This window comes from Haloprofundus salilacus (assembly GCF_020150815.1).
GTDB classification, from domain to species: domain Archaea; phylum Halobacteriota; class Halobacteria; order Halobacteriales; family Haloferacaceae; genus Haloprofundus; species Haloprofundus salilacus.
Genome location: NZ_CP083723.1, coordinates 571,119 through 598,076 on the forward strand (window position 1 = coordinate 571,119; position 26,958 = coordinate 598,076).

General features: G+C 67.0%; 28 protein-coding genes and 1 tRNA gene. 12 read left to right on the forward strand and 17 right to left on the reverse strand.

Going from position 1 to position 26,958, the window contains the following annotated elements; all coding sequences use genetic code 11:
* Positions 1-135 precede the first annotated feature (135 nt).
* Positions 136-1,200 (forward strand): NAD(P)/FAD-dependent oxidoreductase, encoded by a 1,065-nt coding sequence (locus LAQ58_RS02850; protein ID WP_224449119.1) that lies wholly within the window; start codon positions 136-138, stop codon positions 1,198-1,200.
* 18 nt (positions 1,201-1,218) lie between these two features.
* Here the strand turns inward: LAQ58_RS02850 and LAQ58_RS02855 are convergent, their stop codons facing one another.
* Positions 1,219-2,988 carry a Rieske (2Fe-2S) protein gene (locus tag LAQ58_RS02855; protein ID WP_224449120.1) on the reverse strand — a complete coding sequence of 590 codons (1,770 nt, stop codon included), beginning with the start codon at positions 2,986-2,988 and terminating at the stop codon, positions 1,219-1,221.
* A 151-nt stretch (positions 2,989-3,139) separates the two neighbouring features.
* On the opposite strand from LAQ58_RS02855, the gene LAQ58_RS02860 reads away from it, so the two are divergent.
* From LAQ58_RS02860 to LAQ58_RS02870, 3 genes are all read left to right on the forward strand, one after another.
* On the forward strand, positions 3,140-4,174 hold the full coding sequence (locus LAQ58_RS02860) for a PHP-associated domain-containing protein (RefSeq protein WP_224449121.1): 1,035 nt from the start codon (positions 3,140-3,142) through the stop codon (positions 4,172-4,174).
* 62 nt (positions 4,175-4,236) lie between these two features.
* The gene (locus LAQ58_RS02865; RefSeq protein ID WP_224449122.1) at positions 4,237-4,755 is read left to right on the forward strand and encodes an Lrp/AsnC family transcriptional regulator; all 519 of its coding nucleotides are present in this window, start codon (positions 4,237-4,239) and stop codon (positions 4,753-4,755) included.
* Positions 4,756-4,887: 132 nt separating this feature from the next.
* Positions 4,888-5,136 carry a HalOD1 output domain-containing protein gene (locus LAQ58_RS02870; protein ID WP_224449123.1) on the forward strand — a complete coding sequence of 83 codons (249 nt, stop codon included), beginning with the start codon at positions 4,888-4,890 and terminating at the stop codon, positions 5,134-5,136.
* Between the two features lie 10 nt (positions 5,137-5,146).
* Here LAQ58_RS02870 and LAQ58_RS02875 read toward each other — a convergent pair whose 3' ends face one another.
* Together LAQ58_RS02875 and carA are read right to left on the reverse strand one after the other, a co-directional pair.
* Positions 5,147-5,416, reverse strand: a complete 270-nt coding sequence (locus tag LAQ58_RS02875; protein WP_224449124.1) for a hypothetical protein — start codon at positions 5,414-5,416, stop codon at positions 5,147-5,149.
* A gap of 116 nt (positions 5,417-5,532) precedes the next feature.
* Entirely contained in the window at positions 5,533-6,603 is a 1,071-nt protein-coding gene (gene carA, locus LAQ58_RS02880; RefSeq protein ID WP_224449125.1) for a glutamine-hydrolyzing carbamoyl-phosphate synthase small subunit, read from the reverse strand.
* 97 nt (positions 6,604-6,700) lie between these two features.
* Here carA and LAQ58_RS02885 point away from each other — a divergent pair, with 97 nt between their 5' ends.
* Both LAQ58_RS02885 and LAQ58_RS02890 read left to right on the forward strand, forming a co-directional pair.
* On the forward strand, positions 6,701-7,120 hold the full coding sequence (locus tag LAQ58_RS02885) for an Lrp/AsnC family transcriptional regulator (protein WP_224449126.1): 420 nt from the start codon (positions 6,701-6,703) through the stop codon (positions 7,118-7,120).
* Between the two features lie 189 nt (positions 7,121-7,309).
* The gene (locus LAQ58_RS02890) at positions 7,310-8,368 is read left to right on the forward strand and encodes a diacylglycerol/lipid kinase family protein (RefSeq protein ID WP_224449127.1); all 1,059 of its coding nucleotides are present in this window, start codon (positions 7,310-7,312) and stop codon (positions 8,366-8,368) included.
* Positions 8,369-8,413: 45 nt separating this feature from the next.
* Here the strand turns inward: LAQ58_RS02890 and LAQ58_RS02895 are convergent, their stop codons facing one another.
* Positions 8,414-9,100, reverse strand: coding sequence for a PHP-associated domain-containing protein (locus LAQ58_RS02895; RefSeq protein ID WP_224449128.1), 687 nt, complete (start codon positions 9,098-9,100; stop codon positions 8,414-8,416).
* 229 nt (positions 9,101-9,329) lie between these two features.
* Here LAQ58_RS02895 and LAQ58_RS02900 point away from each other — a divergent pair, with 229 nt between their 5' ends.
* The 3 genes from LAQ58_RS02900 to LAQ58_RS02910 all read left to right on the forward strand — a co-directional run bounded on the left by LAQ58_RS02900 (position 9,330) and on the right by LAQ58_RS02910 (position 11,173).
* Positions 9,330-9,935: an NUDIX hydrolase gene (locus tag LAQ58_RS02900; RefSeq protein ID WP_224449129.1), complete on the forward strand. Its 606-nt coding sequence runs from the start codon at positions 9,330-9,332 to the stop codon at positions 9,933-9,935.
* Positions 9,936-9,941: 6 nt separating this feature from the next.
* On the forward strand, positions 9,942-10,379 hold the full coding sequence (locus LAQ58_RS02905; protein ID WP_224449130.1) for a desampylase: 438 nt from the start codon (positions 9,942-9,944) through the stop codon (positions 10,377-10,379).
* An 89-nt stretch (positions 10,380-10,468) separates the two neighbouring features.
* Entirely contained in the window at positions 10,469-11,173 is a 705-nt protein-coding gene (locus LAQ58_RS02910) for an SDR family NAD(P)-dependent oxidoreductase (RefSeq protein ID WP_224449131.1), read from the forward strand.
* 39 nt (positions 11,174-11,212) lie between these two features.
* On the opposite strand, the gene LAQ58_RS02915 is transcribed toward LAQ58_RS02910, so the two are convergent.
* Genes LAQ58_RS02915 through LAQ58_RS02930 form a run of 4 tightly spaced genes read right to left on the reverse strand, consistent with a single transcriptional unit; the run spans position 11,213 to position 13,908 of the window.
* The gene (locus tag LAQ58_RS02915) at positions 11,213-12,109 is read right to left on the reverse strand and encodes an alpha/beta fold hydrolase (RefSeq protein WP_224449132.1); all 897 of its coding nucleotides are present in this window, start codon (positions 12,107-12,109) and stop codon (positions 11,213-11,215) included.
* 2 nt (positions 12,110-12,111) lie between these two features.
* Complete coding sequence (locus LAQ58_RS02920) at positions 12,112-12,516, reverse strand: DUF4864 domain-containing protein (protein ID WP_224449133.1); 405 nt, start codon at positions 12,514-12,516, stop codon at positions 12,112-12,114.
* 47 nt (positions 12,517-12,563) lie between these two features.
* Positions 12,564-12,878, reverse strand: a complete 315-nt coding sequence (locus LAQ58_RS02925) for a DUF7977 family protein (protein ID WP_224449134.1) — start codon at positions 12,876-12,878, stop codon at positions 12,564-12,566.
* Positions 12,865-13,908: a zinc-binding dehydrogenase gene (locus tag LAQ58_RS02930; RefSeq protein WP_224449135.1), complete on the reverse strand. Its 1,044-nt coding sequence runs from the start codon at positions 13,906-13,908 to the stop codon at positions 12,865-12,867. Before LAQ58_RS02930 ends, LAQ58_RS02925 begins: the two co-directional genes overlap by 14 nt.
* A gap of 157 nt (positions 13,909-14,065) precedes the next feature.
* On the opposite strand from LAQ58_RS02930, the gene LAQ58_RS02935 reads away from it, so the two are divergent.
* Positions 14,066-14,818 carry a MogA/MoaB family molybdenum cofactor biosynthesis protein gene (locus LAQ58_RS02935; RefSeq protein ID WP_224449136.1) on the forward strand — a complete coding sequence of 251 codons (753 nt, stop codon included), beginning with the start codon at positions 14,066-14,068 and terminating at the stop codon, positions 14,816-14,818.
* Between the two features lie 9 nt (positions 14,819-14,827).
* Here LAQ58_RS02935 and LAQ58_RS02940 read toward each other — a convergent pair whose 3' ends face one another.
* Positions 14,828-16,930, reverse strand: a complete 2,103-nt coding sequence (locus LAQ58_RS02940) for a S9 family peptidase (protein WP_224449137.1) — start codon at positions 16,928-16,930, stop codon at positions 14,828-14,830.
* Between the two features lie 164 nt (positions 16,931-17,094).
* Between LAQ58_RS02940 and ilvD the strand changes: the two genes are divergently transcribed.
* The gene (gene ilvD / locus LAQ58_RS02945; protein WP_224449138.1) at positions 17,095-18,861 is read left to right on the forward strand and encodes a dihydroxy-acid dehydratase; all 1,767 of its coding nucleotides are present in this window, start codon (positions 17,095-17,097) and stop codon (positions 18,859-18,861) included.
* A gap of 26 nt (positions 18,862-18,887) precedes the next feature.
* Here the strand turns inward: ilvD and LAQ58_RS02950 are convergent, their stop codons facing one another.
* From LAQ58_RS02950 to LAQ58_RS02975, 6 genes are all read right to left on the reverse strand, one after another.
* On the reverse strand, positions 18,888-19,046 hold the full coding sequence (locus LAQ58_RS02950; protein ID WP_224449139.1) for a hypothetical protein: 159 nt from the start codon (positions 19,044-19,046) through the stop codon (positions 18,888-18,890).
* A 59-nt stretch (positions 19,047-19,105) separates the two neighbouring features.
* Entirely contained in the window at positions 19,106-21,064 is a 1,959-nt protein-coding gene (locus LAQ58_RS02955; protein WP_224449140.1) for a right-handed parallel beta-helix repeat-containing protein, read from the reverse strand.
* A 140-nt stretch (positions 21,065-21,204) separates the two neighbouring features.
* Positions 21,205-21,888 carry a DUF7519 family protein gene (locus tag LAQ58_RS02960; protein WP_224449141.1) on the reverse strand — a complete coding sequence of 228 codons (684 nt, stop codon included), beginning with the start codon at positions 21,886-21,888 and terminating at the stop codon, positions 21,205-21,207.
* Positions 21,885-23,138, reverse strand: a complete 1,254-nt coding sequence (locus LAQ58_RS02965; RefSeq protein WP_224449142.1) for a DUF58 domain-containing protein — start codon at positions 23,136-23,138, stop codon at positions 21,885-21,887. Before LAQ58_RS02965 ends, LAQ58_RS02960 begins: the two co-directional genes overlap by 4 nt.
* Positions 23,135-23,716, reverse strand: coding sequence for a DUF7269 family protein (locus LAQ58_RS02970; RefSeq protein ID WP_224449143.1), 582 nt, complete (start codon positions 23,714-23,716; stop codon positions 23,135-23,137). The genes LAQ58_RS02965 and LAQ58_RS02970 overlap by 4 nt, the downstream gene beginning before the upstream one ends.
* Complete coding sequence (locus LAQ58_RS02975; RefSeq protein WP_224449144.1) at positions 23,713-24,516, reverse strand: DUF4129 domain-containing protein; 804 nt, start codon at positions 24,514-24,516, stop codon at positions 23,713-23,715. Before LAQ58_RS02975 ends, LAQ58_RS02970 begins: the two co-directional genes overlap by 4 nt.
* A 427-nt stretch (positions 24,517-24,943) precedes the next feature.
* On the opposite strand from LAQ58_RS02975, the gene LAQ58_RS02980 reads away from it, so the two are divergent.
* A complete protein-coding gene (locus tag LAQ58_RS02980) occupies positions 24,944-25,213 on the forward strand; it encodes a hypothetical protein (protein ID WP_224449145.1) in 270 nt (89 codons plus the stop codon).
* A 66-nt stretch (positions 25,214-25,279) separates the two neighbouring features.
* On the opposite strand, the gene LAQ58_RS02985 is transcribed toward LAQ58_RS02980, so the two are convergent.
* Both LAQ58_RS02985 and LAQ58_RS02990 read right to left on the reverse strand, forming a co-directional pair.
* Positions 25,280-25,350: transfer RNA gene (locus tag LAQ58_RS02985), tRNA-Pro, on the reverse strand.
* Positions 25,351-25,476: 126 nt separating this feature from the next.
* A complete protein-coding gene (locus LAQ58_RS02990) occupies positions 25,477-26,556 on the reverse strand; it encodes a succinylglutamate desuccinylase/aspartoacylase family protein (RefSeq protein WP_224449146.1) in 1,080 nt (359 codons plus the stop codon).
* Positions 26,557-26,958: the final 402 nt, after the last annotated feature.

The window sequence follows — 26,958 nt, forward strand, 5'->3', positions numbered from 1 at the left end:
GCCGTGTACTGGCGACCGAGATGCCAAAAAGCATCCGCCGTCGAACGCACCGACAAACGAATCTTTTAGCGCCTCGCGGCCAACCGTTTTCCCAATGGCGAAGTCCACAACGGTCGACACCGACTGGGAGGGACGATGACCCGAACCGTCTGTATCGTCGGTGCGGGTGCGGCGGGCGTCGGCGCGGCGTACGCGCTCCGAGACGCCGAGGCAGACGTAACTGTTCTCGAGAAGAGCCGCGGCGTCTGTGGCCGGGCGGCGACGCGCCGCCGCAGCGACTGCCGCTACGACCACGGCGCGAACTACTTGAAAGACGCCGACGAGCACACCGTCGAACTCGTAGAGTCCCTTGGCGACGACGGACTCGTCGCCTTCGACGACCCGGTGTGGACGTTCGACGCCGACGGAACGATCTCCGAGTCCGACCGCGACCCGGAGACGAAGTACACGTGGGAGGAGGGCATCACGCAGCTCGCGAAGCGACTCCTCGCGCGGACGGACGCGACGGTCCACCGGGAGACGCGCGTTGAGCGCATCCAGCGCGGCAGCGGACGCGAACACGTCGACGAGGACGCCAACGGCGACCGGTGGTACCTCGTCGACACCGACGGGGAGTCGTACGGTCCCTTCGACGCGCTCGTACTGACGCCGCCGGCCCCGCAGACCGCCGCGCTCCTCGCGGAGACGAAGTGGCACAGCGAACATCTCCCGGCGCTGCGCGAGGCCGTCGGCACGGTTCGCTATCGGACGATTCGCTCGGTGATGCTGCACTACCCCTTCGAGGTGGACGTGCCGTACTACGCGCTCGTCAACACTGACAAGAAACACGATATTGGGTGGCTCTCGCGCGAGGAGTGCAAGCGCGACCACGTCCCCGACGGCGAGAGTCTGTTGGTCGTTCAGATGGCTCCACAGTGGTCCGAGGAACACTACGACGAACCGTTGGAGGAGACGGCCGACGTCGTCGCCGGGAAAGTCGCCGACCTGATGGACGACGACCGACTCGCCGAGTTCGACTGGACTGACGACCAGGGTTGGCGCTACGCGCAACCGAACTCGGGCGCGAGCGAGGAGATTCTTCGCCGCGGCGAGGACGACGGTCTCTTCTTCGCAGGCGACTGGGTCGCCGGCGAGGGGCGCGTCCACCTGGCGCTGTGGAACGGCGTCAAGGTCGGTAAGCGGATTTCGGGGTCGTTCTGAGCGCTCTCGCCGACCGGTTCAGTCTCCACTGACCTCTTCGTGAATCTTCTCGCCGCGCTGTAACCGCGAGGCGATGGTGAACGTCTGCTCGCGCTCGCGGCGCGTCGGGAAGTGTGCCGACAGGTAGCGCGCGACGGCGACGGCGAGCGTCCGAACCTCCTCGGGGGAGTCCTCGCGTTCGTCCATCTGCGCGAATCCGGCTTCCAGCGCCTGGTACGTGTGGAACCCCGCGTCCTCGCGGAGCAGCGCCTCGCCAAGCCGCGCCTTCAGCGTCGACAGCTCGCCGCCCGCGTCGAGGTAGTGCGCGGCAGCGCGCCCGGCGTCGTTCACCTCGCCCTCCATTTCGAACGTCATCCGGAGGTCGCCGAGCAGTTCGTCGGAGTCGGCGCTCTCTGCCCCCCGCTCGGGAATCGGCGCGGCGGGCGTGTTGAGGAAGCGGTCGAGGTAGACGTTGACCGCCGCGTCGAAAACTCCTCTATACAGTTCCGGCGCGTCGGTTCGCTGACTCGCCTGATGGACGGCGTTCGCGTAGGTGAACGTGTGGTGGACAGTGTTCCAGTCGGCGAACTCGTTGGCCGTCGAGAACTGCGCGACGCGCGTCGCGGCGGCGTAAGCGACCGCTCGGGCGAGTTGCTCGACGGTCGCGCCCTGCCGGATGGCGCCTTCGAGTGCGGCGACGATGCGGTCGGGGTCGTCGTCGCGGAGCGTCTCGGTGAAGTCGTCGGGTTCGGTCCACTCCTCCCCGTCGCCTTCCGCGCGCAGCTCGGCGAGACGGTCGAACGAGTCGTCGAGCATCGCGGCAAGGTCTAGCGGCTGTCGCCACGAGGAGCGCTCTTCGCTCCGCGCGGCGGTTGCGAGGCCCTCGACGAGACTCGGGAGGACGTGCTCGGCGTGGTCCCACCCGACGATATCGAGCGACTCGCAGGACTTGTTGACGAAGTCCATCGTGTGTCCCGTGTCGAGGTAGCGGTGGTCCGTCGCCGCGGAGACAAGCATGTCGGTGAGCTCCGCCTGCGAGGCGCCGGAGGCGATAGCCGTCCGCAGACAGCGCTCGGCGCCGTCGGCGTCGCGAACTTCGATGCAGTCGCGGAACCACGATTTCAGGCGCGAATGCGGCAGGTCGCGCGCCTCGAACGACTCCTGGTCGAACTTCGGCGGTTGGTCCGCGCAGTCGGCGGCAACGTGGACGAGGCCCTGGTACAGCGCGCGCTTCTCGTCTTCGTCGCGCAGCGTCGGCAGGACGTTCGCCATCGCCGTGAGGATAGTCAGCCCCGAACTCCACCCGCCCTCGCGGTAACGCGTGCCGAACAGCACTCCGGTCTCCACCTGTTCGCTCGGGTCGACGCCCGCGTCGACGAGGCCGATTGCGGATTTCGCGAGGACGAGTCGGAGGTTCTGTTCGAGACCGTCCTCGAGTCGGTTCGCCCAGTGGTCAGCGGGCGGTTCGTCGCGCGTCGGTCGCGGATCGACGTAGACGGTTCCGTCGCGTAGTTCGACGGGGTAGCTCTCCACGTCGTCGGCCCACGGGTCGAACGTGTCGCCGCAGGAGAGTTCGAACCGCGCGTGGTGCCAGTGGCAGGTGAGGATGCCGTCCTCGACGCTGCCCTCGGTCAGCGGAAAGCCCATGTGTGGGCAGCGGTTATCGACTGCACGTACCTCACCCTCGTGGTGAAACAGCGCTATCGCGCGCCCCCGGACGTTGACGAGTTTTCGGCCCGCTTCCGCCAGTTCGCGTTCGTCGCCGACTGCGACGAGGTCGGACCCGGCGTCCGGCGTGTCGGTGCTCATAAGAGACGGTGACGAGTACCAGAGACAAAACCGTTCGCTGGAGCGCGTTTTTGTAACTGTTCTGTTATAAATCGAGGCGGGTTACATCCTGTCGAAAGACCGGCTATCGCGCCGCAGACCGGTCCGGTAGTCGAGACAGTTCGGCGACGAGATGATTTATATAGCAGCACGCGTAGTTCCTATAACAGTGTCGCTCACCCTCCACATCGACCCGCACGTCCACTCCGAGGCGTCGTACGACGGGACCGACCCGGTCGAACTCATCTTGGAGCAGGCGGCCGAAATCGGTCTCGACGCGGTGGTCATCACCGACCACGACGCCATCGAGGAGTCGCTTCGCGCGGCCGATCTCGCGCCGCTGTACGGTCTCGTCGGCATTCCCGGCGTCGAAGTTTCGACCGCCGAGGGCCATCTGCTCGCTATCGGCGTCGAGGAGATGCCCCCGACGCGACGACCCTACGGCGAGACGATCGAGTGGGTCCACGACCACGGCGGCGTCGCTATCGTCCCGCACCCGTTCCAGCGGAGTCGCCACGGCGTCAGACGGCGGGTGCTCGACGCGCTCATCGGCAACGAGACGCCCGAGGCGAGCCCCGCGGACGGCGTTGACGGCGGCGACGATACTCGTGCCGACACCAACGGCGGTACCGACGCCGACGAACCGACCGCCACCTCCCGAACGCCGGACGCCGTCGAGGTGTACAACTCGTGGCTGTTCACGGGTTACAAGAACCGACGGGCGCGACGTTTCGCCGACGCGCACGGCTACCCCGGCGTCGCCGCCAGCGACGCCCACACGCTGTCGCTCGTCGGGCGGGCGTACACGGAACTCACGATTCCCGACGCGACGCGCGCGGACCTCGACGCCTCGCTGGTTCTCGACGCCATCTGCGGCGGTTCGACGGAGGTACAGGGCCGGCGAACGCCCATCCCCGTCTCCGCGCGCCACTACGCCATCGGCGCGGCCAGACAGAGCGGCTACTACGCCAAACTCGGCGCGCTCCGCAGCGGGAAGGCGGCGAAGGCGGGCGCGATGCTCAGCGGCAAAGCCGCCAAGACTGGCGCGTTACTCGGCGGGCGGGCGGCGAAGACGAGCGCCGCCCTCGGAGGACGGTACGCCGCCCTCGGCGCGGCGCGGGGGGCGCGTTTGCTCTCGAACCTCTCGCCGCTGTCACGTTCGCTGTAAAACCAGCCACCGTCGCCGCCGAAGCTTCATTGGCCGTGCCGTCGAACGAGCGACTACCCCCGATGAACTCCGACGACGTTCCCGACCCCGGTGATTTCGCCGGCGCCGACCCGCTGAACGAGCGGACCGACACGCTCGACCGCGGAATCATCTATCTCCTCCAGAAAAACGCCCGGACGTCGTTCACCGACGTGGCGGCGGCGCTCGGCGTCTCCGACAACACGGTCCGGAACCGTATCGACCGACTCCAAGATGTTGGCATTATCGACGGCTACACGATTGAAATAGATTACAACCAGACGCCCGGCCAGCACCACTACATCTTCATCTGTTCGGCGCGGGTGACTCAGCGCGAGGAGCTAGCCGAAGCGGCGCTCGATATCCCCGGCGTCGTCGAAGTGCGGACGCTGATGACCGGCGAGCGAAACGTCCACATCGAAGCCGTCGGCGTCGACAACGACGACATCACTCGAATCGCCTTCGCACTCGACGAGCTCGGTCTTGAGGTCGTTCAAGAGGATCTCATCAGACGAGAGGACCGCCGCCCGCTCGCAAACTTCGAGTTCGAAAAGCGAGACTGAGCTGTGTCGGTATATATACTCCGTCGGATTTCCGGACACTGGGTTTCGAAAAACGAACTTCTTGGCGGTCAAATATCCGCATATCGAGATTTGAGGCAATTTATTTATACAGTTCCGAACCGTACTCCGTTCGTGTCGTCAGGAAACATATACGAGTATCGAATCGACACCGACGAACTGCCGAGCGTCGGAGTCGTCAGCGCGGTAGCAGAGGTCGAGGGCCTCCCGGTACTGGAGTTACAGACCCCGCTGTACGACGTGCTCGACCCCGACGCGCTGGACACGCTCGTCGCTGGCGGCGACCGAGGAATCTCTCTCGCGTTCGAGTACCTCGGACACGAGGTGACCGTCAACAGCGACGGCACCGTGGTAGTCCAGTGACCGGACTGCCCTACGACTCTATCTTCTCGACGATTTTCTTCGCCTCGTCTCGCGCTGTCTCCTCACCCGCTTGCTTCTTGATGAGCACGCTCTCGACCTCCCAGTCGTCGCTTCCCTCCCGTTTTCCGGTCCGAACCTCACTACCCTCCGACACCGACTGGGCGGCGTTTGCGGCCCAGTCGGGCGTCCGAATCGTCTCAAATTCGTCGGGGTCGCGGAAGCGAACGTGGTAGTAATCGTCGCCCTCTTCGACGGTCTGAACGTCGGTTGGGTCAGCCATCAGAGTAACCACTGCGACAAGTGGGGTAAAACGGAAGCCTGAATCCACGTGTACGAGACACACCGCTCGGCGTTCGAGCGCGAAAGAAGGAACGTCGGTGACCGCTCGTGGGGCTCTCAGTCCGCGACGAGGCGACGCTTGCCGGCTGTCTCGCCGAGTTCGAGCACGTCGTCGAAGAAGTCCAGCGAGTCGTGCGGTCCGGGGTTCGCCTCGGGGTGGTATTGACGGGTGATGACGTTCAGTTCCTCGCTCGCCAGCCCCTCGGCGGTGTCGTCGTTGACGTTCACCTGCGTCACGTCGAGGTCGCCGGGGTCGGCGACGGTGTAGCCGTGGTTCTGCGTCGTCATCACGACCTTGCCGCTATCGAGGTCGCGGACCGGTTGGTTGACCCCGCGGTGACCGAACGCCATCTTCTCGGTGTCGCCGCCGAGCGCGCGGGCGACGATCTGTTGGCCGAGGCAGATGCCGGCGACGGCGACGTCGTCGTCCTCGACGAACGCTTCGACCAGCGATTGGGCGTTCGAGAAGTTCGCCGGGTCGCCTGGGCCGTTCGAGACGAACAGGACGTCCGGATCGACGGCGGCGACGTCGCTCTCGGAGACGTCGTACGGCAGGACGTGGACGTCCGCGCCGCGTTCGCGCAGCGAGGAGACGATGGAGCCTTTCGCCCCACAGTCGACGAGCGCGACGGTCGGGCCGTCGCCCTCGTAGTGGCGAGCCTCGGGAACTGTCACCTGTGAGCCGATGTCGGTGTGCTCGCTCATCCCCTTGCACTTCTCCAGTTCCGCGCGCGCGTCCTCGGGGGTCACGTCGGGACCGACGGCGATACCGCACTTCATCGCCCCTTCTTCGCGGACCGTCGTGACGAGGTCACGCGTGTCGAGGTGGTCGATGGCGGGGACGCCCTCGGTGGTGAGCCACTGGGCGACGTCGTCGGTGAACTCCCGTGCGAGCGCTGCGCGCGGGTGAACGCGAGAGGACTCGAATCGCTCTCGCCGGACGCCGTAGTTTCCGATGAGGGGGTACGAAAAGGTGAGAACCTGTTCTTCGTACGAGGGGTCGGTGAGGCTCTCTTCGTATCCTGTGTAGGCGGTCGTGAACACCAGTTCTCCGCGGGCGCGTCCCGGCGCACGGCCACGTCCTTCGACGACGCGTCCGTCAGCCAGCGCGATGTAGGCGTCCGACATTACGAGAAACACATGGGACCGGGGGTAATAAGTGCTTCTTTCGTAGCGAAGTTACGAATTTCGTAATCGGTATATGCCCCGCGGTGCACGTCGGTGTATGGACGACCTAGACCGCCGCATCCTGAACGTCCTCCGACGGGATGCACGAACGCCCTACACGGAGATCGCCGAGCGCGTCGGTACGTCCGAGGGGACGATTCGAAACCGAGTCGAACGGATGACCACCGAGGGCGTCATCGAACGGTTCACCGTCTCCACCCGGACGGGGAACATCAAAGCGATGGTCGAGATCTCGGTCGAGATGAACGTCAACACGAGCGAGGTGTCGGAGCAACTCGCCGACTGGGAGACGGTCGATTTCGTCTGGCAGGTCTCTGGGGAGGAGGACATCGTCCTCGTCGTCGACGCCGCCGACACGCGCGCGGTGAACGACCTCATCACGCGCGCCCGAGAGATGGAGGAGGTCAAGAGCACGAAGACGCGACTCATCCTCGACGAGCGTCTCGGCCAGGGATAACGGCCCCCAACGTTTTCGCGCTCGCTGATGTATCGGTCACCAAGCTCAATGCCGTCCCCAGCGAACTCCACCTCGGCGACGCCAACGGCCGAGACTGACGACCGGTGCGTCCGTGCGGACGGCGGTAGGTCAAGCGGGCCTTCGGCCCGTGAGCAGACGAAGCGAAGTGACGGTAGTGAGCCGAACGGAGTGAGGCGAACCTCGTCACGAGCAACGCGCAGCGATGGCGGTCACCCGGCGCACAGCGACCGGACGCTCGTCTTACATCCGAACAGCGGGAGCGGTGACCACAGCCACGAAGTCCGCCGTCTGGCCACGGAACAGGGCTTTTCGATTTACGAAACCGACTCCGCCGGCGACGCGATTCGGTTCGCCCGCGACGCCGTCGAGAGCGGGGCTGAGTTCGTCGCGGCCGCCGGAGGTGACGGGACGCTCAACGAAGTTATCGAGGGCATCCGCCGCGCGGACGGCTTCGACCAGGTCACCTTCGGCGTCGTCCCGTGCGGAACGGGGAACAACTTTGCCGAGAACGTCGGAGTCGAGAGCGTCGAACAGGCCTTCGAGGTGTTCGAGTCGGGCGACCGACGGCAAATTGACCTCGGCGTCGTCACGTGGGGCGGGGACGAACCGTCGTGGGCGAGACGGGGGAACGAATCCGCAGACGGCGACGAGACCGGCGAAACCAACGAGACCGACAAAGCCGACGAGACAAGCGGAACTCGCGCGTTTCTCAACTCCTGCGTCGGTGGGTTCACCGCCGAGGCCAGCGGCGAGACGTCCTCGGACCTGAAAGAGCGATTCGGCGTCGCTGCCTACGTCGTCAACACGCTCCGAGTGATGACCGATTTCGACGGCATACGCATGCACATCGACACCCACGGGCGGAAGGAATCCTGGTCCGGCGACGCCGTCTCGGTGCTCATCGGCAACGGTCGTCGCTTCCCCGTCGAGGGCCGCACGCAGGCCGACATGGAGGACAGCCTGCTCGACGTGACCGTCGTTGAGGAGCAGCCGACCGTCGACCTCGTCGGACAGGCCGCCGCCTCCCGTCTGTTCGGCCACGAGACCGAACACATCGACCGTCTGAAGACGCCCGCCCTGCATCTCGACGTCCTCTCCGGAGAGTCGCTCCGCTTCAGCCTCGACGGCGAGATGATCGAGACGTCGTCGCTGACGGTCGAAACAGTAGAAGGCGTCGTCGAACTGCCGGTCGGCGACGCGTACGAACCGGACCCGGACGACGACTGAGCGTCCGGACAGCCGAATTTGCCGCTCTCGCAGCCGCGGACCGGGTCAGTCGTCGGTTCGTCGTTCGCTCGTCGTCGGCATCGGTTCGAGCCACTTCTTGTGCGTGTGGATGCGCGTGTACGCCTCGGCCAGCAATTTGTCGACCGGACTCAGCTTCACGACCGGGTTGACGCGCCCCTCGCGGATGGCGTCGGCGACCGACTCCGGCGAGAGGTCGGGGGCGTCGATTTCGGTGTACGCTCGCCCGACTTCGATGGGGTAGTGCGCGTCGCTGCCGCCGACGAGCGGCAGGTCGAGTTCCTCGGCGAGTCGCCGCGTCCGCGCGATGTGTTCGGGGTTCTTCCCGTTGAGTTCGACCGCGTCGAAGGCCGCCCCCGAGTCGCGCGCGGAACTGTTTCGAAACGGGTGCGCCAGAATCGTCGCGCACCCGCGGTCGTGGGCGAGGTCGACCAATTCGCCCGGCGTGAGCGCGTTCGGTTCGGTCCGACTCGGCGGGTTCGGTCCCACGACGAGGACGTGGCCCTCCGTCGTCGTCACCTCGGTTCCGGGTATGGTCGGAAACCCACCCTCCGCGGAGTACGTGTAGTCGTGGTTCGTCACGGCTAACCCGTCGAGTCCCCGGAGTCGGGCGAAGACGGCGTGTAGTTTCAGACCGAGCGGGTCGTAGCGCGTCGCGCGTCCGCGCCACCCGTGGAAAAACCGACTGTGTGAGTGCAGGTCGACGGAGAACACACTGAATAACGTCGCTACAAACCCTTTGTTCTTCCCCCGAATACGCCGATTCTCGTCACCGCGCGGTACGTCCACAGGAGTCTCCTCTCCGTCGGCGATACTCGACGACCACCGCCGATGCTGACCGCCACCGACCGCCGACGACGCTCGCCACCGGCGACCGAACCGTGCTGGTCCCGGCGAAAGTCGCATCGAAGAGTCCTTGACCCCTGTCGCAGATGGAACACGTATGAGTGCGAATTCGAGCGGCACGGGGTCGGAATCGATCACGGCCGACGAAGACGAGGTCCACAAGAACGCCCGCCAGAACGTCGTCGCCGTCGACGAGAACGACGAGAAGCAGGAGGTCGTTAACCGGCTCACCGCCCACACCGGCGACGGTATCCGTCACCGCGCGTTCACCGCGCTCGTCTTCGACCACCGGGGCCGCATTCTCCTCGGCCAGCGCGCCCCCACGAAGCGCCTCTGGGACACCCACTGGGACGGCACCGTCGCCTCCCACCCCGAGGACGGCCAGACGCAGGAGGAGGCCACCCGCCAGCGTCTCGAAGAGGAACTCGGCGTCACGCCCGACCAGTACTCCGACCTCCGCGTGACGGACAAGTTCGAGTACAAGCGCTATTATCCGTCTGTCTCCGGCGCCGACGGCGTCGAGTGGGAGGTCTGCTCGGTGCTGAAGCTGACGCTCGACGACGTGTCGCTCGACCCCGACGAGGACGAGATCGCCGGCCTGCTGTGGGTCGACTACGAACACCTCCACGACCACCCCGACTGGTACCGCCAACTGCGCCTCTGCCCGTGGTTCGAGATCGCGATGCGTCGCGACCTCGACTGAGCGCCGATGCCGCCGACACGACTGCTTCTGGCGACGGCGGCCTCCGACGCCATCTTCTCGCACGCCCGCGAGGGTCTGCGTTCCGACGGCGGACCGCGGGAGGTGTGCGGCGTCTTATGCGGCGAACGAACCGACGGCGACGCTCCGAACCGCGTGACCGGCGTTCGCCGGGTGCCGAACGTCGCCGCCGACCCGCGATCGCGCTACGAACTCGACCCGGAGGCGACGCTCTCAGCTATCGAATCGGTCGAGGCGACGGACGACGATGTGGTCGGCTTCTACCACTCTCACCCCGAGAGTCGGGCGCGACCGAGCGAGACGGACCGCCGCGAGGCGACGTGGGAGGGCTACGTCTACCTCGTCGTCTCGCCGACGCGCGACGAGATGGGTGCGTGGCGCTGGACCGGCGAGCGGTTCGTGCCGCTCGAGGTCGAGGCTCTCTGACCGTCGGGACGGCACGATTCGGCGAGCGGCCGGGAGACGCAGCGGCGATTCGATAATAGCTATCCCTCCGTGCGACCAAGCGCCGGTAGATGACCCCCGACCCCGAGTTGTACGACTCGTTGGACGGACAGGTGGCGCTCGTGACGGGCGCGAACCGCGGTATCGGCCGGGAAATCGCGGCGCAACTGACCAACCTCGGCGCGACGGTGTACGCGGGCGTTCGAAGCGCGACCCACGACATTCCAGACGACCAGCGCCGCGTGCTGCTGGACGTGACGCAGGAGGGCGACGTGCACGAGGCGATGGCGACCATCGACGAGGACGAGGGCCGACTCGACGTACTCGTGAACAACGCCGGAGTCATCGGGCCGAGCGAGTCGCTGGCGGCGGCGCGGACGCCCGAAATCGACCGGACGCTCGCAACGAACCTCCGCGGGCCGGTGCTCGTCACGAAGTACGCGCTCCCGGCGCTCACCGCCGCCCTCGGCGGCCGCGTCGTCAACGTCTCGTCGGGAATGGGCGCGATAACGGAACCGCAGTCGGGCGGGTCGTCCGCCTACCGAATCTCGAAGACCGGACTCAACGGGCTGACGGCGTATCTCCACGGCGAGTACGGTGACGAGGGACTGCTGGCGAACTCGGTCTGTCCCGGATGGGTCCGAACCGACATGGGCGGCGAGAACGCCAGTCTGCCGGTCGAAAAAGGCGCGGAGACCCCGGTGTGGCTCTGCCGGTTCCGCCCCGGGGGTCCCGCCGGGAGGTTCTGGCGCGACAAACAGGTCGTCGACTGGTGAGCGAGGTGCGGTCGGAACCGCGAGAATAGACGGCCCGACCTACTCCGCCAGAAACTCCTTTAGCAGCTCGCTGACTCGAACGGATTCTTCGTGTTGGACCCAGTGGGTCGCGTCCTCGAGCATCACCAACCGGCCGTTTTCGCACATATCGACGCTGTCGCGGGCCATCGACTTCTTGAGGGCCTGGTCTTTCGCCCCCCAGATGACGAGCGTCGGCGGTTTGACGTGGCCGTTCTCTGGTTCGGGCCGCGAGCGCGCGGCGGCGCGATACCAGTTCAGCATGCCGGTGAACGCGCCGGGGCGCCCCCACGCCTGCCGGTAGCGCTCGAAATCCGAGGAAGAGAACGTCCCCGGTTCGCTCGTCTCGCGCATCGTCCGGACGGCCAGTCGCCAGTCGCCCGCCTTCGCGAGTCGCTCGGGAACGAACGGCAGTTGGAAGAAGCCCACGTAGCCACTCCGGAGCTTCTGTCTGAAGCTCCGTTTGAGCGTCCGTCGGAACACTGTCGGGTGCGGGACGTTGAGAACTCCGAGGTGGTCGACTCTGTCGGGGTAGTGAAGCGCTACCCACCACGCGACGGCCGCCCCCCAGTCGTGGCCGACGACGGCGGCGGTGTCGCGGTCGAGCGCGTCGAGGATGCCGACCACGTCGGCAGCGAGTTCGTCGATGTGATACGCCGAGACGTCGTCGGGTTTATCGCTGAGGTTGTAGCCGCGCTGGTCGGGGACGACGACACGGTACCCGGCGTTCGCGAGCGGTCGAATCTGGTCGCACCAGCCGTACCAGAACTCCGGGAAGCCGTGGAGTAAGACGACGAGCCGGCCGTCTTCCGGACCGGCTTGAATCGTGTGCAACCGGACGCCGTTGGTCTCGACGTAGACGGACTCGCCGGGAACGTCGGTCACCGGTGCGCGCTCCGCGTCTGTATCACTCGCCATCCTCACTCCATGGGGGCGATGTCGTCGGTCAGCCAGCAGCCGTCGTGCTCGCCGCCGCGCTGCCGCGATAGCTGAAACTCATAGCGAACCTCCTCCCCGTCGGGCGCGACGACGACGACTTCCTGTCTGGCGGTGTCGCCGTCAACCTCGACCGGCGTCGTCGCCGCCCGCTCGTGATCCACCAGCGGTCGGTAGATGTCGCTTCGCGCCGTGCGGGTGAACCGTTCGAGCGACCCCGACGTGCGCCGGCGCTTCGCGGAGGCGAACACGTACGTCGTCTCGATTCCGCTGTCGAGGTACGGTTCGTCGTTGTGTCGGAGGCTCTCCAACTGGAGTTCGACGACTTCTTCCGGGGACTGTCGCGGCGTCGGTTGCGGCAATCCGTGGCGTCGATACTGCTCGTTCATGGTTTTCGTACGCCGCACGGCTCCAAATAGCTGATTGCCGACTCTCGTCACTCGTTACCGCGAGTGGCGGCCGTCATCGACCACACGGCCGTCAGGCCGAGGATGAGCGCTGGAGCCAGCGGTAATGCGAGCATGGCGGCGAAAAACGACAGCCCGAGTTCGCCCGGCGCGCTGGGAACGAGGTAGATGACGCCCGGGACGACGAGAAACGACAGCACGACGGCGGCGACGAGCGCCCACCCCCGGACGCCGAACCCCGACGGTTCCGGTTCCGCGTTCGGTTCACCGTCGGGTCGGTGGACATACCCGCCGTCCGTCTCCGTCTCCCGCCCCGTCGTAGACTCCTCGCTACTCGTACTCACTGTCGGGTATTACGACCACCTTGCCAAAGCCCTCACGGTTCTCTATCATCTCGTGGGCGCGCTCGGCCTCGCTCATCGGCAGAGTCTCTCGGATGCGCGGCTCGAAGGTACCGTCCCAGACGAGTTCGAGCACGTCGTCGACCTGTCCGGGCGTCGCCATCGTTGACCCGATGACCGACAGTTGGTTCCAGAAGATGCGGTTCAGTCCCGCGCCGGGGTTGCCGCCGGTGGTCGCCCCGCAGGTGACGACGCGGCCGCCTTTCGCGAGACTCTTCAGCGAGTCGGGGTACGTCGCCTCGCCGACGTGGTCGACGACCATGTCGACGCCGCGCTTGCCGGTCAGGTCACGAATCTCGGCCGCGAAGTCGTCCTCCTCGTAGTTGATGACGTGCTCGGCGCCGCACTCCTCGGCGTACTTCAGTTTCTCCTCGCTGGAGGCGGTGGCGTACACCTCCGCGCCCGCGTAGTCGGCTATCTGAACCGCTGCGTGGCCGACGCCGCCCGAGGCCCCGAGGACGAGTACCTTCTCGCCGGCCTCCAGTCCGCCGCGGTCGAGGAGCATGCGCCACGCAGTCTGGAAGACGAGCGACGCCGACCCGGCGACCTCCCAGTCGACGTGGTCCGGCACGGGAACGAGGTTCTGTTCGGGGACGGCGGCTTTCTCGGCGTGGACGCCGCGCACGTGTTCGCCGATGATGTGGAAGCGGACGCAGCGCGCGACGTCGCCCTCGCGGCAGAACTCGCACTGGCCGCACCAGACGCCCGCGCTGACGGCGACGTGGTCACCCTCCTCGAACCGAGTGACGTCCTCGCCGACGGCTTCGACGACGCCCGCGGCGTCGCTGCCGGGGATGTGCGGCATCTCCAGGTCGATACCGGGCATCCCTCTGCGCGTCCAGATGTCGAGGTGGTTTAACGCGCCCGCCTTTACGTCGACGAGTACCTCGTCGGCGTCGGGTTCGGGGTCGGAAAAGTCGCCGTACTCGATTACGTCGCGGTCGCCGTGCTCCGTGAACTGGACGGCCTTCATACTGCGTCCCACCACCCGGCGCGCCAAAACTGTGTGTTTCCGTCCGACGATTTGCCGGTTGTTCATCGTCTATTAAACATACGTGGCGTCGGGCGCAGCGACGCGCTCGCTCCGATCGTCGCCCGGAGTTTTGGTGCCGCCGTGCGAACCACCCCGCATGAGCGAAAACGAAGGCGGCCTCGGCGAGCAGCACCACGGCACCGAACCCGACGACGACCACGGCCACGGCGACGGTCACAGGTCGGATACCGACGACCGGCTCGGCTACAGGTCAGACACCGGTGACCACCACAGCCACGACTCGGACGGCGACGACGACCCCCACCATGACGACGACCCCCACCATGACGACGACCCTCATCACCACCACGACGTAGAGACGCTCGGATTCGCCGTCGTCACCGTCTCCTCATCGCGCTCGCTCGACGACGACCCGGCGGGCGACGCCATCGCCGCCGCGTTCGAGGCGGAGGGTCACGAACTCGCCACGCGCGAACTCGTCGCCGACGAGTACGACGGCGTTCAGGGCACGGTCAACCGACTCGTCAGCCGCGACGACACCGACGTAGTCGTCACCACCGGCGGGACCGGCGTCACACCCGACGACGTGACCGTCGGAGCCGTCGAACCGATTCTGGAGAAGGAACTTCCGGGGTTCGGCGAACTGTTTCGGCGGTTGTCGTACGAGGAAATCGGTACCCGCGTCGTCGGCACCCGCACCACCGCGGGTGTCACCGACGGCGTTCCGGTGTTCTGCCTGCCCGGGAGCGAGAACGCTGCCCGCCTCGGCGCAGAGGAGATCATCGTGCCCGAGGCGGGCCACCTCGCTGGGTTAGCGACCCGCGACGAGGGCGACGAAAGCGGTTCGAACGGCGAGAACGGTGAGGGGAACGGAGACGACGAGCAGTAATCGGCGCCGTTACGCGTCGCCTTTCTTGACGCCGTCGCCGTCGTCGCGGCCGGGGTCGTGGCTCTCGAACCACTCGGTGAGTTCGCGCAGGCGGTGGGTCGCCCGCTCGGGCGCGCCGACGTTGTGGTGCTCGTCGGGGTAGACGACGAGTTTCGCGTCGACGCCGCGCCGACGGACGCTCACGTACAGCTGTTCGGCCTGCGACGGCGGACAGCGCCAGTCCTCGCCGCCGGCGGTGACGAGAAGCGGCGTGTCGATTTCGTCCACGTCGTGGATACTGGAGATGGCGCGGTACGCCTCGGATTTCTCCCACGGCAGGCCGATGTCGTGGACGTACCACTGGTGTAAGTCGGCGGTACCGAACAGCGAGTAGAAGTCGTAGATGCCGTGTTCGGGCGCGGCCGCGGCGAACATATCCGTCCGAGTAACGACGTAGGCGGTGTTGATGCCGCCTTGCGAGAAGCCGGAGACGAACAGGCGGTCGGCGTCGGCCCACCCGCGTTCGACGAGTTCCTCGACGCCCGAGACGATGTCGTCGGCCTCGCGCGGTCCCCACTCGCCGCGGATGGATTCGCTGAATGCGCGGCCGTACGACGTGGAGCCGCGGTAGTTGACGTTGAAGACGACGTAGCCCCGGCCGGTCCAGTAGCTGTAATCGAAGCTGAATCCGGGGGCGTCGTAGGCGGTGGGACCGCCGTGGATGTGAGCGATGAGCGGTCGAGACTCCTCACTCTCCCCTTCCGGGTCGAACCCGTCGGGGAGGTACGCGAGTCCCTCCACTTCGATTCCGTCGCCGTTTTCGTAGTGAACTCGCTCGCAGGTTGGCAGCGCGGCGTCGGCCAGCAGGTCGTCGTTCAACCGCGTCAGCCGTAGCGGGTCGCTCCCGTCGAGGTCGGCGGTGTCGAGCGCGTACAGGTCCGCGCCCTCGCTCGGGTGGCTCAGACAGACGACGGCGCGGTCGCCGCCGACGGAGAACCGGGTGACGGTCCGGTCGATCCCCTGCTTCTCGAACGCGCGCTCTGGGTCGTCTCGCTCGGCGTCAAGGCGGACGAGTCGGGTCAGCGCCTCGTCGCCGACGGGTGCGAGGAGCTCGTCGTCGCTCACCCACTCGGGTGCACCGCTCCGCGCCCGGGTGCGGTCCAGCGAGGCTGAAATCGACCGCGGCTCCGAATCTTCGGCGTCGCGGACGACGTACACTTCGGTCGGGTGGTAGGTGTTCGTCGGGTTCGCGCCGTCGAACGCGAGTCGCTCGCCCGCCGCGTTCCACCGCGGGTTCGAGACGCCGACGCCGCCGTCGGTGAGCCGTCGGAGGTTCCCGCCGTCGGGCGCGACGGTGTAGAGGTCCTGCTCGAACGTGTGGTCGGGCTTCTCGCCGCGGTACGACCGGAAGGCGATGCGGTCGTCCGCGCCCCACGCCGGGTGGAGGCCTCCAGTGCTCATCGCCCCGCGGGCGTAGGCGTCGTCGAGTCGTCGTGACTCCCTAGTCGCCACGTCCACGACGAACAGGTAGCTCCGAACGTCGTCCAAAAAGCCCATTCCGTCGCGCTTGTGCTGGAGGCGGGTGATTTCGACCGGGCCGCCGTCGCGGCGGTCGTCGAGGTACTCGCGCTGCTCCTCGGTCGGGTCGCGCGCGGCGACGACCACTCTGTCCCCTTCGGGCGACCAGTCGAACTCGCGGACGCCCTCGTCGAACTCGGTGACTTGACGGGCGTCGCCGCCGAGCGCGAGGTCGAACAGCCAGACCTGTGGTTTCGGCTCCTCATCACCGTCGCTGCCGCGGCTCTCTTCGCCGTCCTCGTCTACCTCGCTTTCGTCTCCCGATTCGTCGCTTCGACCGACTTCGAGCGCCACGTCGCGGTCGCGACTCGCGAGAAACGCGAGTCGTTCTCCCGTCGGTCCCCACGCGGGCAACCCGGCGTCGGAGGCGCGGGTGAGACGGTGCGGCTTCCGACTCCCGTCTGTAGGCGCGACGAACAGCGATCTGCGCGTCTCGTTGGCGTCGGGGTCGCTCTCGGCGACGACGAACGCGACACGGTCGCCGATGGGCGAGACGGCCACGTCCCGGATTCGTCGGAGGTCGTAGAAATCTTCGAGCTCGAGCGGGTCTGCCATGCGGTCATCTCCCAACCACGACACATGTCGGTTCTGGTCGCGGAACGGGTCGCCGGGGCAGTCGGTCGCGGCGGGAGCTGAGTCACCGGACGACCCGACTCGAATCCGACAGCAAGCATTGTTTCGTGGCGGCGATTTAAGCCCACTCGCGGTAAGTGCGGTACATGAGCCAGCAGCAACCGCACCCGGACGAGGGTCAGGAAGGGGCCGATGCCGACCGCTTCGCGGGCGAGAAAGACCCTGACCTGCCGAGTTCGGCGGTCACGTCGGGCGCCGAGCGCGCCCCGCACCGAGCGATGTTCCGCGCGATGGGTTTCGACGACGACGACCTCTCGGCGCCGATGGTCGGCGTCGCCAACCCCGCCGCCGACATCACGCCGTGTAACGTCCACTTAGACGACGTGGCCGACGCCGCCATCGCCGGCGTCGAAAGTGCAGATGGAATGCCCATCGAGTTCGGCACCATCACCATCTCCGACGCCATTTCGATGGGGACCGAGGGGATGAAAGCCTCGCTCATCTCCCGCGAGGTCATCGCCGACTCGGTCGAACTCGTCGCCTTCGGCGAGCGGATGGACGCGCTCGTCACCGTCGCCGGATGCGACAAGAACCTCCCGGGGATGATGATGGCAGCCATCCGCACCGACCTCCCCACTGTGTTCCTCTACGGCGGCTCCATCCTCCCGGGCGAGCACGAGGGCCGCGACGTGACGGTGCAGAACGTCTTCGAGGGCGTCGGCACCTACGCGCAGGGCGAGATGAGCGCCGACGAGTTGGACGACCTCGAACGCCACGCCTGCCCCGGCGCGGGGTCGTGCGGCGGGATGTTCACCGCGAACACCATGGCCTCCATCTCCGAGGCGCTCGGGCTCGCGCCGCTCGGCAGCGCCAGCGCCCCCGCCGAGTCCGACGAGCGATACGAGATCGCCGAACGGGCCGGCGAACTCGCGCTCGAAGCGGTCGAGGACGAGCGCCGCCCCTCCGACATCCTCTCGCGGGAGTCGTTCGAGAACGCCATCGCGCTGCAGGTGGCGATGGGCGGGTCGACCAACGCCGTCCTGCACCTCCTCGCACTCGCCGCCGAGGCGGGTATCGACCTCGACATCGACGACTTCGACGACATCTCCCGGCGCACGCCCAAGATAGCGAACCTGCAACCCGGCGGCACGCGCGTGATGAAGGACCTCCACGACGTCGGTGGCGTACCGGTCGTCCTCCGGCGGCTGCTCGACGCCGACCTGCTCCACGGTGACGCGATGACCGTCACCGGCCGGACGATGGCCGAGGAACTCGACCACCTCGACATCGACGACGACGGAATCGACGCGGACTTCCTCCGCCCAGTGTCGGACCCGTTCTACGACGAGGGGGCGATCAAAATTCTGAAGGGCAACCTCGCGCCCGACGGCGCGGTCATCAAGGCGACGGGCGACGACGCGTTCCACCACACCGGTCCCGCGAGGGTGTTCGAAAACGAGGAGGACGCGATGCGCTACGTCCAGTCGGGCGAAATCGAGTCCGGCGACGTCATCGCCATCCGCAACGAGGGACCGCAGGGCGGCCCCGGCATGCGAGAGATGCTCGGCGTCACCGCCGCCGTCGTGGGGCAGGGCCACGAGGACGACGTGGCGCTGCTGACTGACGGTCGGTTCTCCGGAGCGACGCGCGGACCGATGGTCGGCCACGTCGCGCCCGAGGCGGCCGTCGGCGGTGCAATCGCGCTACTCGAAGACGGCGACGAGGTGACCGTCGACATCCCGAACCGGACGCTCGCCGTCGACCTGACGGACGGGGAACTCGACGAGCGCCGCACCGACTGGGAGCCAAACCCGCCGAACTACACCTCCGGCGTGCTGGCGAAGTACGGCCAGTCGTTCGACTCGGCGGCGAACGGAGCCGTCACCAATCCGGCGGTGAAGCGAGACGACTGAGTTTTTGGTCCAGATTTTTGCGTCGGCTACGGCCGTCCCCACTCGTAGAACCAGTAGGCGAGACCGAACAGCATCAACCCGATTCCGAGCGTCGACGTTGCCGGTTCGGGGATGAGAAAGAGCACGAATCCGGCGACGATGAGGAGCCCCGGTCCGATGTCGTCGGTGTAGTTCGCGAGGTTCATGCCTCCGAATACGCGAGGAAGCCACGTAAACGTACGGCCTCGGAAAGGCCGCTGTCGGCTCACGGACTCTCGACGAACAGGTCGACGGGTCTGTCGCCGCTCACCGAGAGCGTCGCGCCGACGAACGCCCCGGCGTCGTTCGTGCGGTAGCGCACGGACTCGACACCGCCGCCTCTCCGACCGAACGAGAGTTTCGGTCGGCGGACGTACGGTTTTTGGAACTGGACGCGGAGCGTCCCACCGCTCGGCGTCAGTCCCCGGTGGCTGTCGAACGCGGGCGTGTGGTCTCTAACGTGGGCGCTGGCGCTTTGGATTCGCCACAGGCTGCCGTCGCTGCGTAACGCGCGCGCCGCGCGTACCGAACCAGCCTGCCCCTCGTCTCTGACAGCGCGGTTGTTCGTATAGAGGTTATGCGACGCGCCGCGCAGTTCGAGTAGCGCTACGTCGCCGGTCTGTCGAATCGTGTTTCCGGAGACCACCGTCTCGGAACTGCCGACCAACACGCCGGGGACTTCGGGGTCTGCGTCTTCGCGCTGGTGGAGGTAGTTGTCCGCGAGTTCGTGACCGCCGCCCGAACCGCCTTCGACGGTGATGCCGGGCAGCACCGCGCCGCGGACTCGGTTGTTTCGGACCGACACTGCCTTCGCCTCGTCGAGGAGGATACCGTCCTCGCCCGGGCTGGTGACGGTGTTCCCGTCGACGCGCCCGTTCTCCGCCCACTTGATGCGAATGCCCACTTCGGCGGGTTCGGTGAGGATGTTGTTCGTCACCTCGAAGTCCGAGACCGGACTCTGGATGTTGACGCCGTGACGACTGTAGCCGACCAGTTTGTTTCCGGCGACGGTGATGTTGCGGCCGCCCTTCTCGGGGTCGATGGCAACGCCCGCGAACTTCGTCGTTTGGTTCGTTCTGAGCCCCTCCGTCGAGTGGACGCTCACGTTCCCCCGAATCGTCACGTTGTGAACCGCGCCGGGGCCGCGGACGTGGCAGAACGACTTGTGGTAACCGAAGCCGATGTTGTCGGTGATGGTGACGTGCGCGCCGTCGTCGGATGCGCCCGGTGCGCCGGTGGCGATGCCGGTCAAACTCCCTTGGTGGCTGTTGCCGACGATGTTGCTGGTAATGATGACCGTGTTTGCGACTTCGTTCGTCCCGCCGGGCGACCAGAGGTCGCAGGCGATGGCGCGGTCGGTCCCCTCGGTGACGATGTTGCCCGAGACGAAGATGTTCTGCCCGCCGAGTTGGATGCCCCGGTCGCCGTACTCGCGGATGCGGTTGTCGACGACTCTGACGTTCTGGCTGCCGCGTTCGACACTGATGCCGCTGCCGCCGTCGCCGTGTTCGCGGTACGGGTGCGTCCGCGTCACCGAGTTCCCGCGGAGGACGACGTTCGACGCGTCGCGGACGATTATCCCGTGGAGTTTCTTCGCGGCGTCGTCCTGGTTCTCGGTGTTGCCGTGGTAGCCCACGTCGCGAACCGTCACGTCGTGGCAGCGGGAGTTGTGCCCGATGCGGATGCCGCCGACGTTCGCCTCGTCGGCGGGTTTGACGAGTGTCGGTACGCCCGCCCCGACGACGGTAACGCCGTCGGCGTCGACATCCAGCCAGCTCGTCGTCCGGTACGGCGCGTTCTTCGGGTCGATACGGATGGTCTCTCCGGCCGAGAGGTTCTTGAACGCGCGTTCGAGTTCGTCGTCGTTGCGGACGACGTGGTCGGCGACGCCGCGGATACGGCCGGTGTTCACCGACGGCGTCGTCAGCCCGTGCCGTCGCCACCCGTCCTGCGTCGAGACGAACGGGAGCAGGTTGTCGGTCTGCGTCGTCCCGAGGTAGACGTCCCACTTCGACGCCGACGCGGGAGGCTCTCCGTCGCCATCGGTCTCGCCCCCCGTGATGCGGAGTCGCTCGCCCGGCCGAAACTGGTTCCATCCGCCGTCGGGGGCCTTCTCGATGTGCGGCGTCGATGTCGCTCCGGCCGCGACTAACGCTAACAGTCCTCGTCGTGAGAGTTCTCCCATCAGTAGTTCGCTGTGGTCGATGGTTCGTCGTCGATGCGCTGGACGTCGGAATGAGTCAATTGCTTCGAACTACGCCGCGGATACGCTAAACCGTATCTCAGGGAAACGAGACGGTATCCGTAGATACTCAGTCTCGCCGTTCACTCGTGGAGCGCCGCCGCCAACAGGAGCACGGCGACGACGACGAGCGCCAACGCCGACAGCGACATCCCGCCGGAACCGAGCGTTGCCACCTCGCCGCCAAGAAACACCGTCGCGACGCCGACGCCGACGCTCCCGACCGCGTGGGTCGCTTCGAGGCTCTTCGTCTCGGCGGCCCGGCCGAGTTGCTCGCCGACGTTGATGGCCTGTTCGCCGAGGTCGTAGACGAGCACCGTTGCCACCGTCCCAACGAGTAACGGTTGGAGCGTCTCGGGGTCGAGCAGGCCGCTGACCAGCACGGTGAGGAACAAAAGCGCCGCGCCCGCCTTGAGGAGGCCGCGGGAGCCGTCTCCCCGGAGCGGCGCGAGCGCCAGTCCGACGACGAGGACGCCGAGCAGTCCCGGGACCGTGCGGACGAGCGCGCCGGGTTCGCTCGAAGCGGTCGCGCCGAGCGCGACGCCGACGAGCGAGACGACGACGCCCGCACCGACGACAACCCAGCGCAGGCCCGTCTCGCGGCGCGTCTGCAACGCCGACCCGACGGCAACGACGACGGATCCGGCGACGATGAGCGCGAGCGCGCCGAACGTCCCCTCCGTCAGGTGCCACGTCGCCGCGGCGGCGACGAGGAGTGCCAGCGTCGAACTCAACAGCGCGGGTTTGCGGACGAAGGTGCCGCTCACGCCATCGCCCTCCGGTTGTTCGCGAGCGCCGACTCCAGCGGGGCGTCCGGTCCCCAGTCGACGGTCGGGATGCCCGTCCGTCGGAGCGTCGACACCCGCGCAGCCCGTTCGGTCGCCGCGAGGCGTTCGCCGACGGTCGTCTCGTCGGTCACGTCCGGACTCACCGCCGTCACGGCGTGGCCGTAGGCGTCGAGTCGCCGCGCCGCCGTGACGATGTCGTCGTCGCACAGCGGCGAGAACAGGAATATCTGGGTGTTCGAGCCGAGTCTCTGTCGGAGCAGTTCGACCTGCTCGTCCAGCGGCGGCGCCTCCCGCGGCGGCGTCGGCGCGAACGCCGGATGCGTCTCGAACAGGCGGTGGAGTTCGACGCGCTGGTTCGCGCCGCCGCCGGGCGCCTGCCAGCAGAACTCGCGGCCGAACGCGGCGACGCCGACCCGATTACGCCCACCGAATAGGGGTTCGAGCAGCTGTTTCGCAGCGGCGACGCTGCGAACGACCGCGTTCGGTTCATCGTCGTGCGCGCGGTACGCCTCCGGTCGCGCGTCGACGAGCAGCACAACCGACATCGACCGTTCTTCTCGATATTCGACGGTCGTCAGTTCGCCCGAGCGGGCGAACCGCTTCCAGTCGACCCGACTCATCGAGTCGCCGCGGCGGTACTCGCGGGTTCGGGTGAACTCCAGCCCCGACCCTTCGTTCGAGGAGAGCACCCGACCGACGGTGTCGAGCGTCACGTCGCGACCCGCCGGGGCCTCCGACTGCCCCGTACAGGCGAGTTCCGTCTCGTCGCTCACCGTCGTTTCTACCTCGTGCTCGCCGCTGATGTCGCGCGCAGCGACCGTCGCGGGGACGAAACTGTGCTGGCCGGACTTCGCTTCGACGCTGTACTCGAAGGAGACGGCCGACCCCGGACGGAGCGCTGCGCCACGCCGGGGCGCCCCATCGACGACCGACAGCGCCGCCGGCACGCCGTCGACGATGCGGAGGTCCGCGAGCGTGTTCTCGCCGACGTTTCGGAGCGTGACCGACACGTCGACCACGTCGCCGGGATTCGGCGAGCGGTCGCTCACCCGGCGGTCGAGTTCGAGCGCCGGCGTCGGTGCCGAGATGAGTCGCGGGTACGTCGCGAACACGACGCCGACGCCCGCGAGGACGAGCAGGTTCGGGCGATCCGCCAGCAAGCCGACCGCGCCCGCGACGAGCGAGAGCGCGACGACCCCCCGCCACCTGTGGGTCTGGTACTCGCTCACCGTCGACCCTCGTCGGCGATTCGGGCGATTTCCTCGGCCGTCCGACGCGCGGCTCCTCGCGCACTCCGCGCGCTCGGTGGGGATTTCGACGGATTGCCGCCATCGGCGCGCAGCGACGACTCGGTTCGCAGGAACGCGGCGGCCGTCTCGTCGTCGGTCCATGTGCCTTCGTCGACGCGTCGCTCGGCCTCGGTTCGGTCGTACCCTTCGGTCGTCCGGAGCGTCTCCACGGCGGCGCGGCGGAGGCGGTCCCGGAGCGCCGCGCGCCGGCGGCGTCCGATCAGGGGAATCGAGAGCCGCCAGTCCGACAGCGCCTCGTCGAACCCTTCGCCCGGCGACGGGGCCGATACGGGTCGCTCGGCCTCGGGCATCTCCGCCTGTTTGAGGCGGGCGCTCCGACCGGAGACGAGTACGGGGACGGCGACGAGCAGCCCGACGACCGCGAACGCGGCCATCAGGAAATAGTCGTTGCCGAGCAACTTGACGAGTCCGTCCGTGGGGAGCGCGCTCCCGCCGGTGACACCGGCGAGGAGGACGACCAGACCGGTCCCCGCGAGGAGGAGACGGCGGACGTTCATCGGTCCCCTCCAGAGTTGCCGCGGAAGCGGCGGAGGTAGTCGCGAGCGCGCTGTCGACGCTCGTCGGTCACCGCCGCGCCGCCGTAGCGGACGTTCTCGTACAGCGAGGTGAGCCCCCAGACGGCCTCGGCGTCCTCGCCGCGTTCGGCGACCTTCTCGCCGCGTTCGCGGGGCGTGAGCTTCGTCTCGCGTTCGAGTCCGACGGACGCGAGCATCTCACACCAGGCGGCGGAGACGTCGTCTTTCGGCTTCGGGTCGCCCACCGGTTCGTCGGTCGTCGACGACCCGTCGTCGGAGGTTGGGAACCAGCGACCGACGAGGGCGGCGAGGCGGTCGCGGTAGGTGTAGGCGGCGACGAGCAGCCCGAACAGCACGGCGAACGGGAGCATCGCTTCCAAGAACGCCAGCAGCCGTTCCCACAGCGACGGCTCCTCGGGCACACTGTCTCCGGTGCCGGACTCCGACTGCGACTGGGACTGCTGCTCCTGCTGCTGTTGCTGCTCCTGTTGGGCCTCCTGTCGCTCGGCCTCGAGGATCTCCTCGGCTTGCTCCCAACCCGCGTCGGAGTCGCTCGACTCGCTATCGGCCGACGCCTCGGCGTCGCCGCTCTGTGACGGGTCTGCCACCTGCTGTTTCAGTTCGTCGGCCTGTTCGGACCCGATGGGGAGCATCGACGAATCGAGGTCGATTACGTCGTCGGGGTCCGTCTGGACCGACGAGTCGAGCGTTCCGGCGGCCGTCCCGAGCGAGAAGAGACAGCACACCGCGACGGCGATAGCGAGCAGTCCGTCCCTGTTCATGGTCGAGAGCGGGCGTGGTGGGCGTTCGTGTCTTGTCGCATTGATTGATAGTTTCCCCCCTGTGGGATGGTTAGCTGTCGCGAGTTATCCGACTCGGAGGAATTTCCGGCGCCCAGTCTCATAGGTATTTTGCTCGGTACGCGAAAATAGATAAGAAATAGTGACTGTTCTTCAATTTATACTGTCCCTAAGAATTTCATTCTGAAAATCCTACCGGTTCCGACTGGACGCTCGGCCACGTCGCCGACCCGTCCGTCGATTAGCGGGGAGATAACCGCCGGATTTTGCCCACAGAGCGGTCGAAACGCGGCGTTGGCAGTCGACACACTCGGCGGTGGCGACCGTCCGAACGGAGAGATGCGGCGGGCAACCGCCGGGAACCGACCGGAACGTTCAACTGACAGAACTCGACACAGTGAAATCTAGCATGATTTTCGACGAACTCTTTGACGAACTCTTCGACGCGCTCGGGTCGCTGGTTGGAGAGCTTCTGAGTGGCGTCTTCGCCGTCGTCGCCGGCGCACTCGACATCGGTTGGCGCTGGTTCCTCCGCGGCCTCTACGTCTTCGTCGCGCTCGGCGGTCTCTACGTGCTCGCGACCTACGAGCAACTGTCGGGGTTCGGTCTTCTCGGCGTCGTCGTCGGCGTTCTCTGTTTGGCTGCGGACCTGCGGCTTCTCCTGCGCGGTCGGATCTGACCCAGTTCTGCTCGTGAAACACCGTCTCGTCGCTACGCGATGCTCGCGACGTTGTCGTCGGAAAAGTGGGACCGCCGAGATTCGAACTCAGGTCCTACCGACCCCATCGGCAGAGGATACCACTACCCTACGGTCCCGCATCTGGGCTAACGGGCGACCCTCGTTTAATACCTTCGTTTCGGAGGCAGCGAAAATCGCCCGACAGCGACGCGGTAGCGTCTCACACGCGACGGACGACGCGCTTCGCGCTCCACCGTTACGCCTCAGTCGTCGCTCTCGCGCGGGACCACGAGTTCGTCGTCGTCGCGAACGGCCATGCTCGTCACCGCGTCGCCTTCGTAGACGGCTAACCCTTCGTATCGCCCGATAACGTAGCCGTCGTGCGCTGATTCGACGGTGTCCACCCGGTCACCGTGCGGCGTCACGATGTCGGCGACGACGTCGCCCGCCGAGACGACGTCCCCGGCGTCGACGCGGTGGCGGACTACTCCGGCCGTCTCCGTCCGCGGGTGGACGGCGCGCCGGACCGGATACTCGACCGGGGCGGGCGGGACGCCGATTCCCAGTTCGTCGACGCCGTCGGGGAACTCCTCTACCATCCCGAGTTCGCGGAGGACGCCGTAGACGCCCGCGACGCCCGCCGCGCGGACGTCCTCCTCGACGACGCTGTGTCCCCCTAACTCCGCGGTGAACGCTGGAACTCCGGCGGCGTTCAGCGCCGCGCCCGCCGTCGAGCGGTGCAACCCCTGGTCGAGATACTCCTCGGCGGGGTATTCGGTGAGAACCGGCAGGCCGAACGCGTCGACCAGTCCGGCGAGTTCGTCGGCCAACGACTCGGCTTCGGCCTTCGTCCGTCTCTCGCCGTACAGCACGCGATCGCGGATGGAGAACGGAACCGACCCGACCTGCGCGGTGTGCAGGTCGACGAGCGCGTCCGCGGAGTCGACGAGCGCGTCGTACAGCAGTTGGTCGATTCGCTCCTGCGTCTTCGGCGGTCGGGTGGAGTCGCTCTCGGGGTCCGGGAAGTAGCGGTTCGGGTCGTCGTCAGCGTAGTACGACGTTCGAGCATTACGACGCAATCCGGCGGGGTTGACCAGCGGAACGCAGACGACAGTTCCCGAGAGTAACCGGGGAAGTTCCTCGCGCATCGCGTCGTGCGCGACGGCGACGCCCGTCGCCTCATCCCCGTGGACGCCCCCGGTGAGCCACAGCGTCGGGCCGTCGCTCTCGCCGCGGGCGACGACGACTGGCAATCGCTCGTCGCCGCCGGTCGGCAGTCCGGTCGCGTTCATCCACCCACGGGTCAGTTCTCCGGGTCGCGCTTCGGCCGTTCCGACGTTCATAGCGCCCCGTCTCTCGGTATCGACAAAAGGCTGCGTCCGTCGGCAGAAGCGACGGGGGCGCTGCACCACCTACTTCGACGCGCGTCGCGGGAGCGGTCGACCAACCTGTTTCGAGCACCTCCCCGGCGCGAACCAGCGGCTAGCCCTATGAAAGTGTCCAATAACTGCAAATCTGTGCTGGGATCGGTCGCAATTGTGGTCTTTTTCCCGAATGTACGATGTCGATCTCCGAAACCCAAAGTAATACCATCTGTCCCAAACTCTCTCGGCGTGCTGCCGGCGGGTAGCCAGTCACTGGAACCCGGAGTCACCGGCAGCATCACACTGATTCGCCGCGGTGTCCGTGCCGTCCGGTACCGACGGGTGTCAGGGTCCGGTTAACTATACGCCGACGAGGCGACC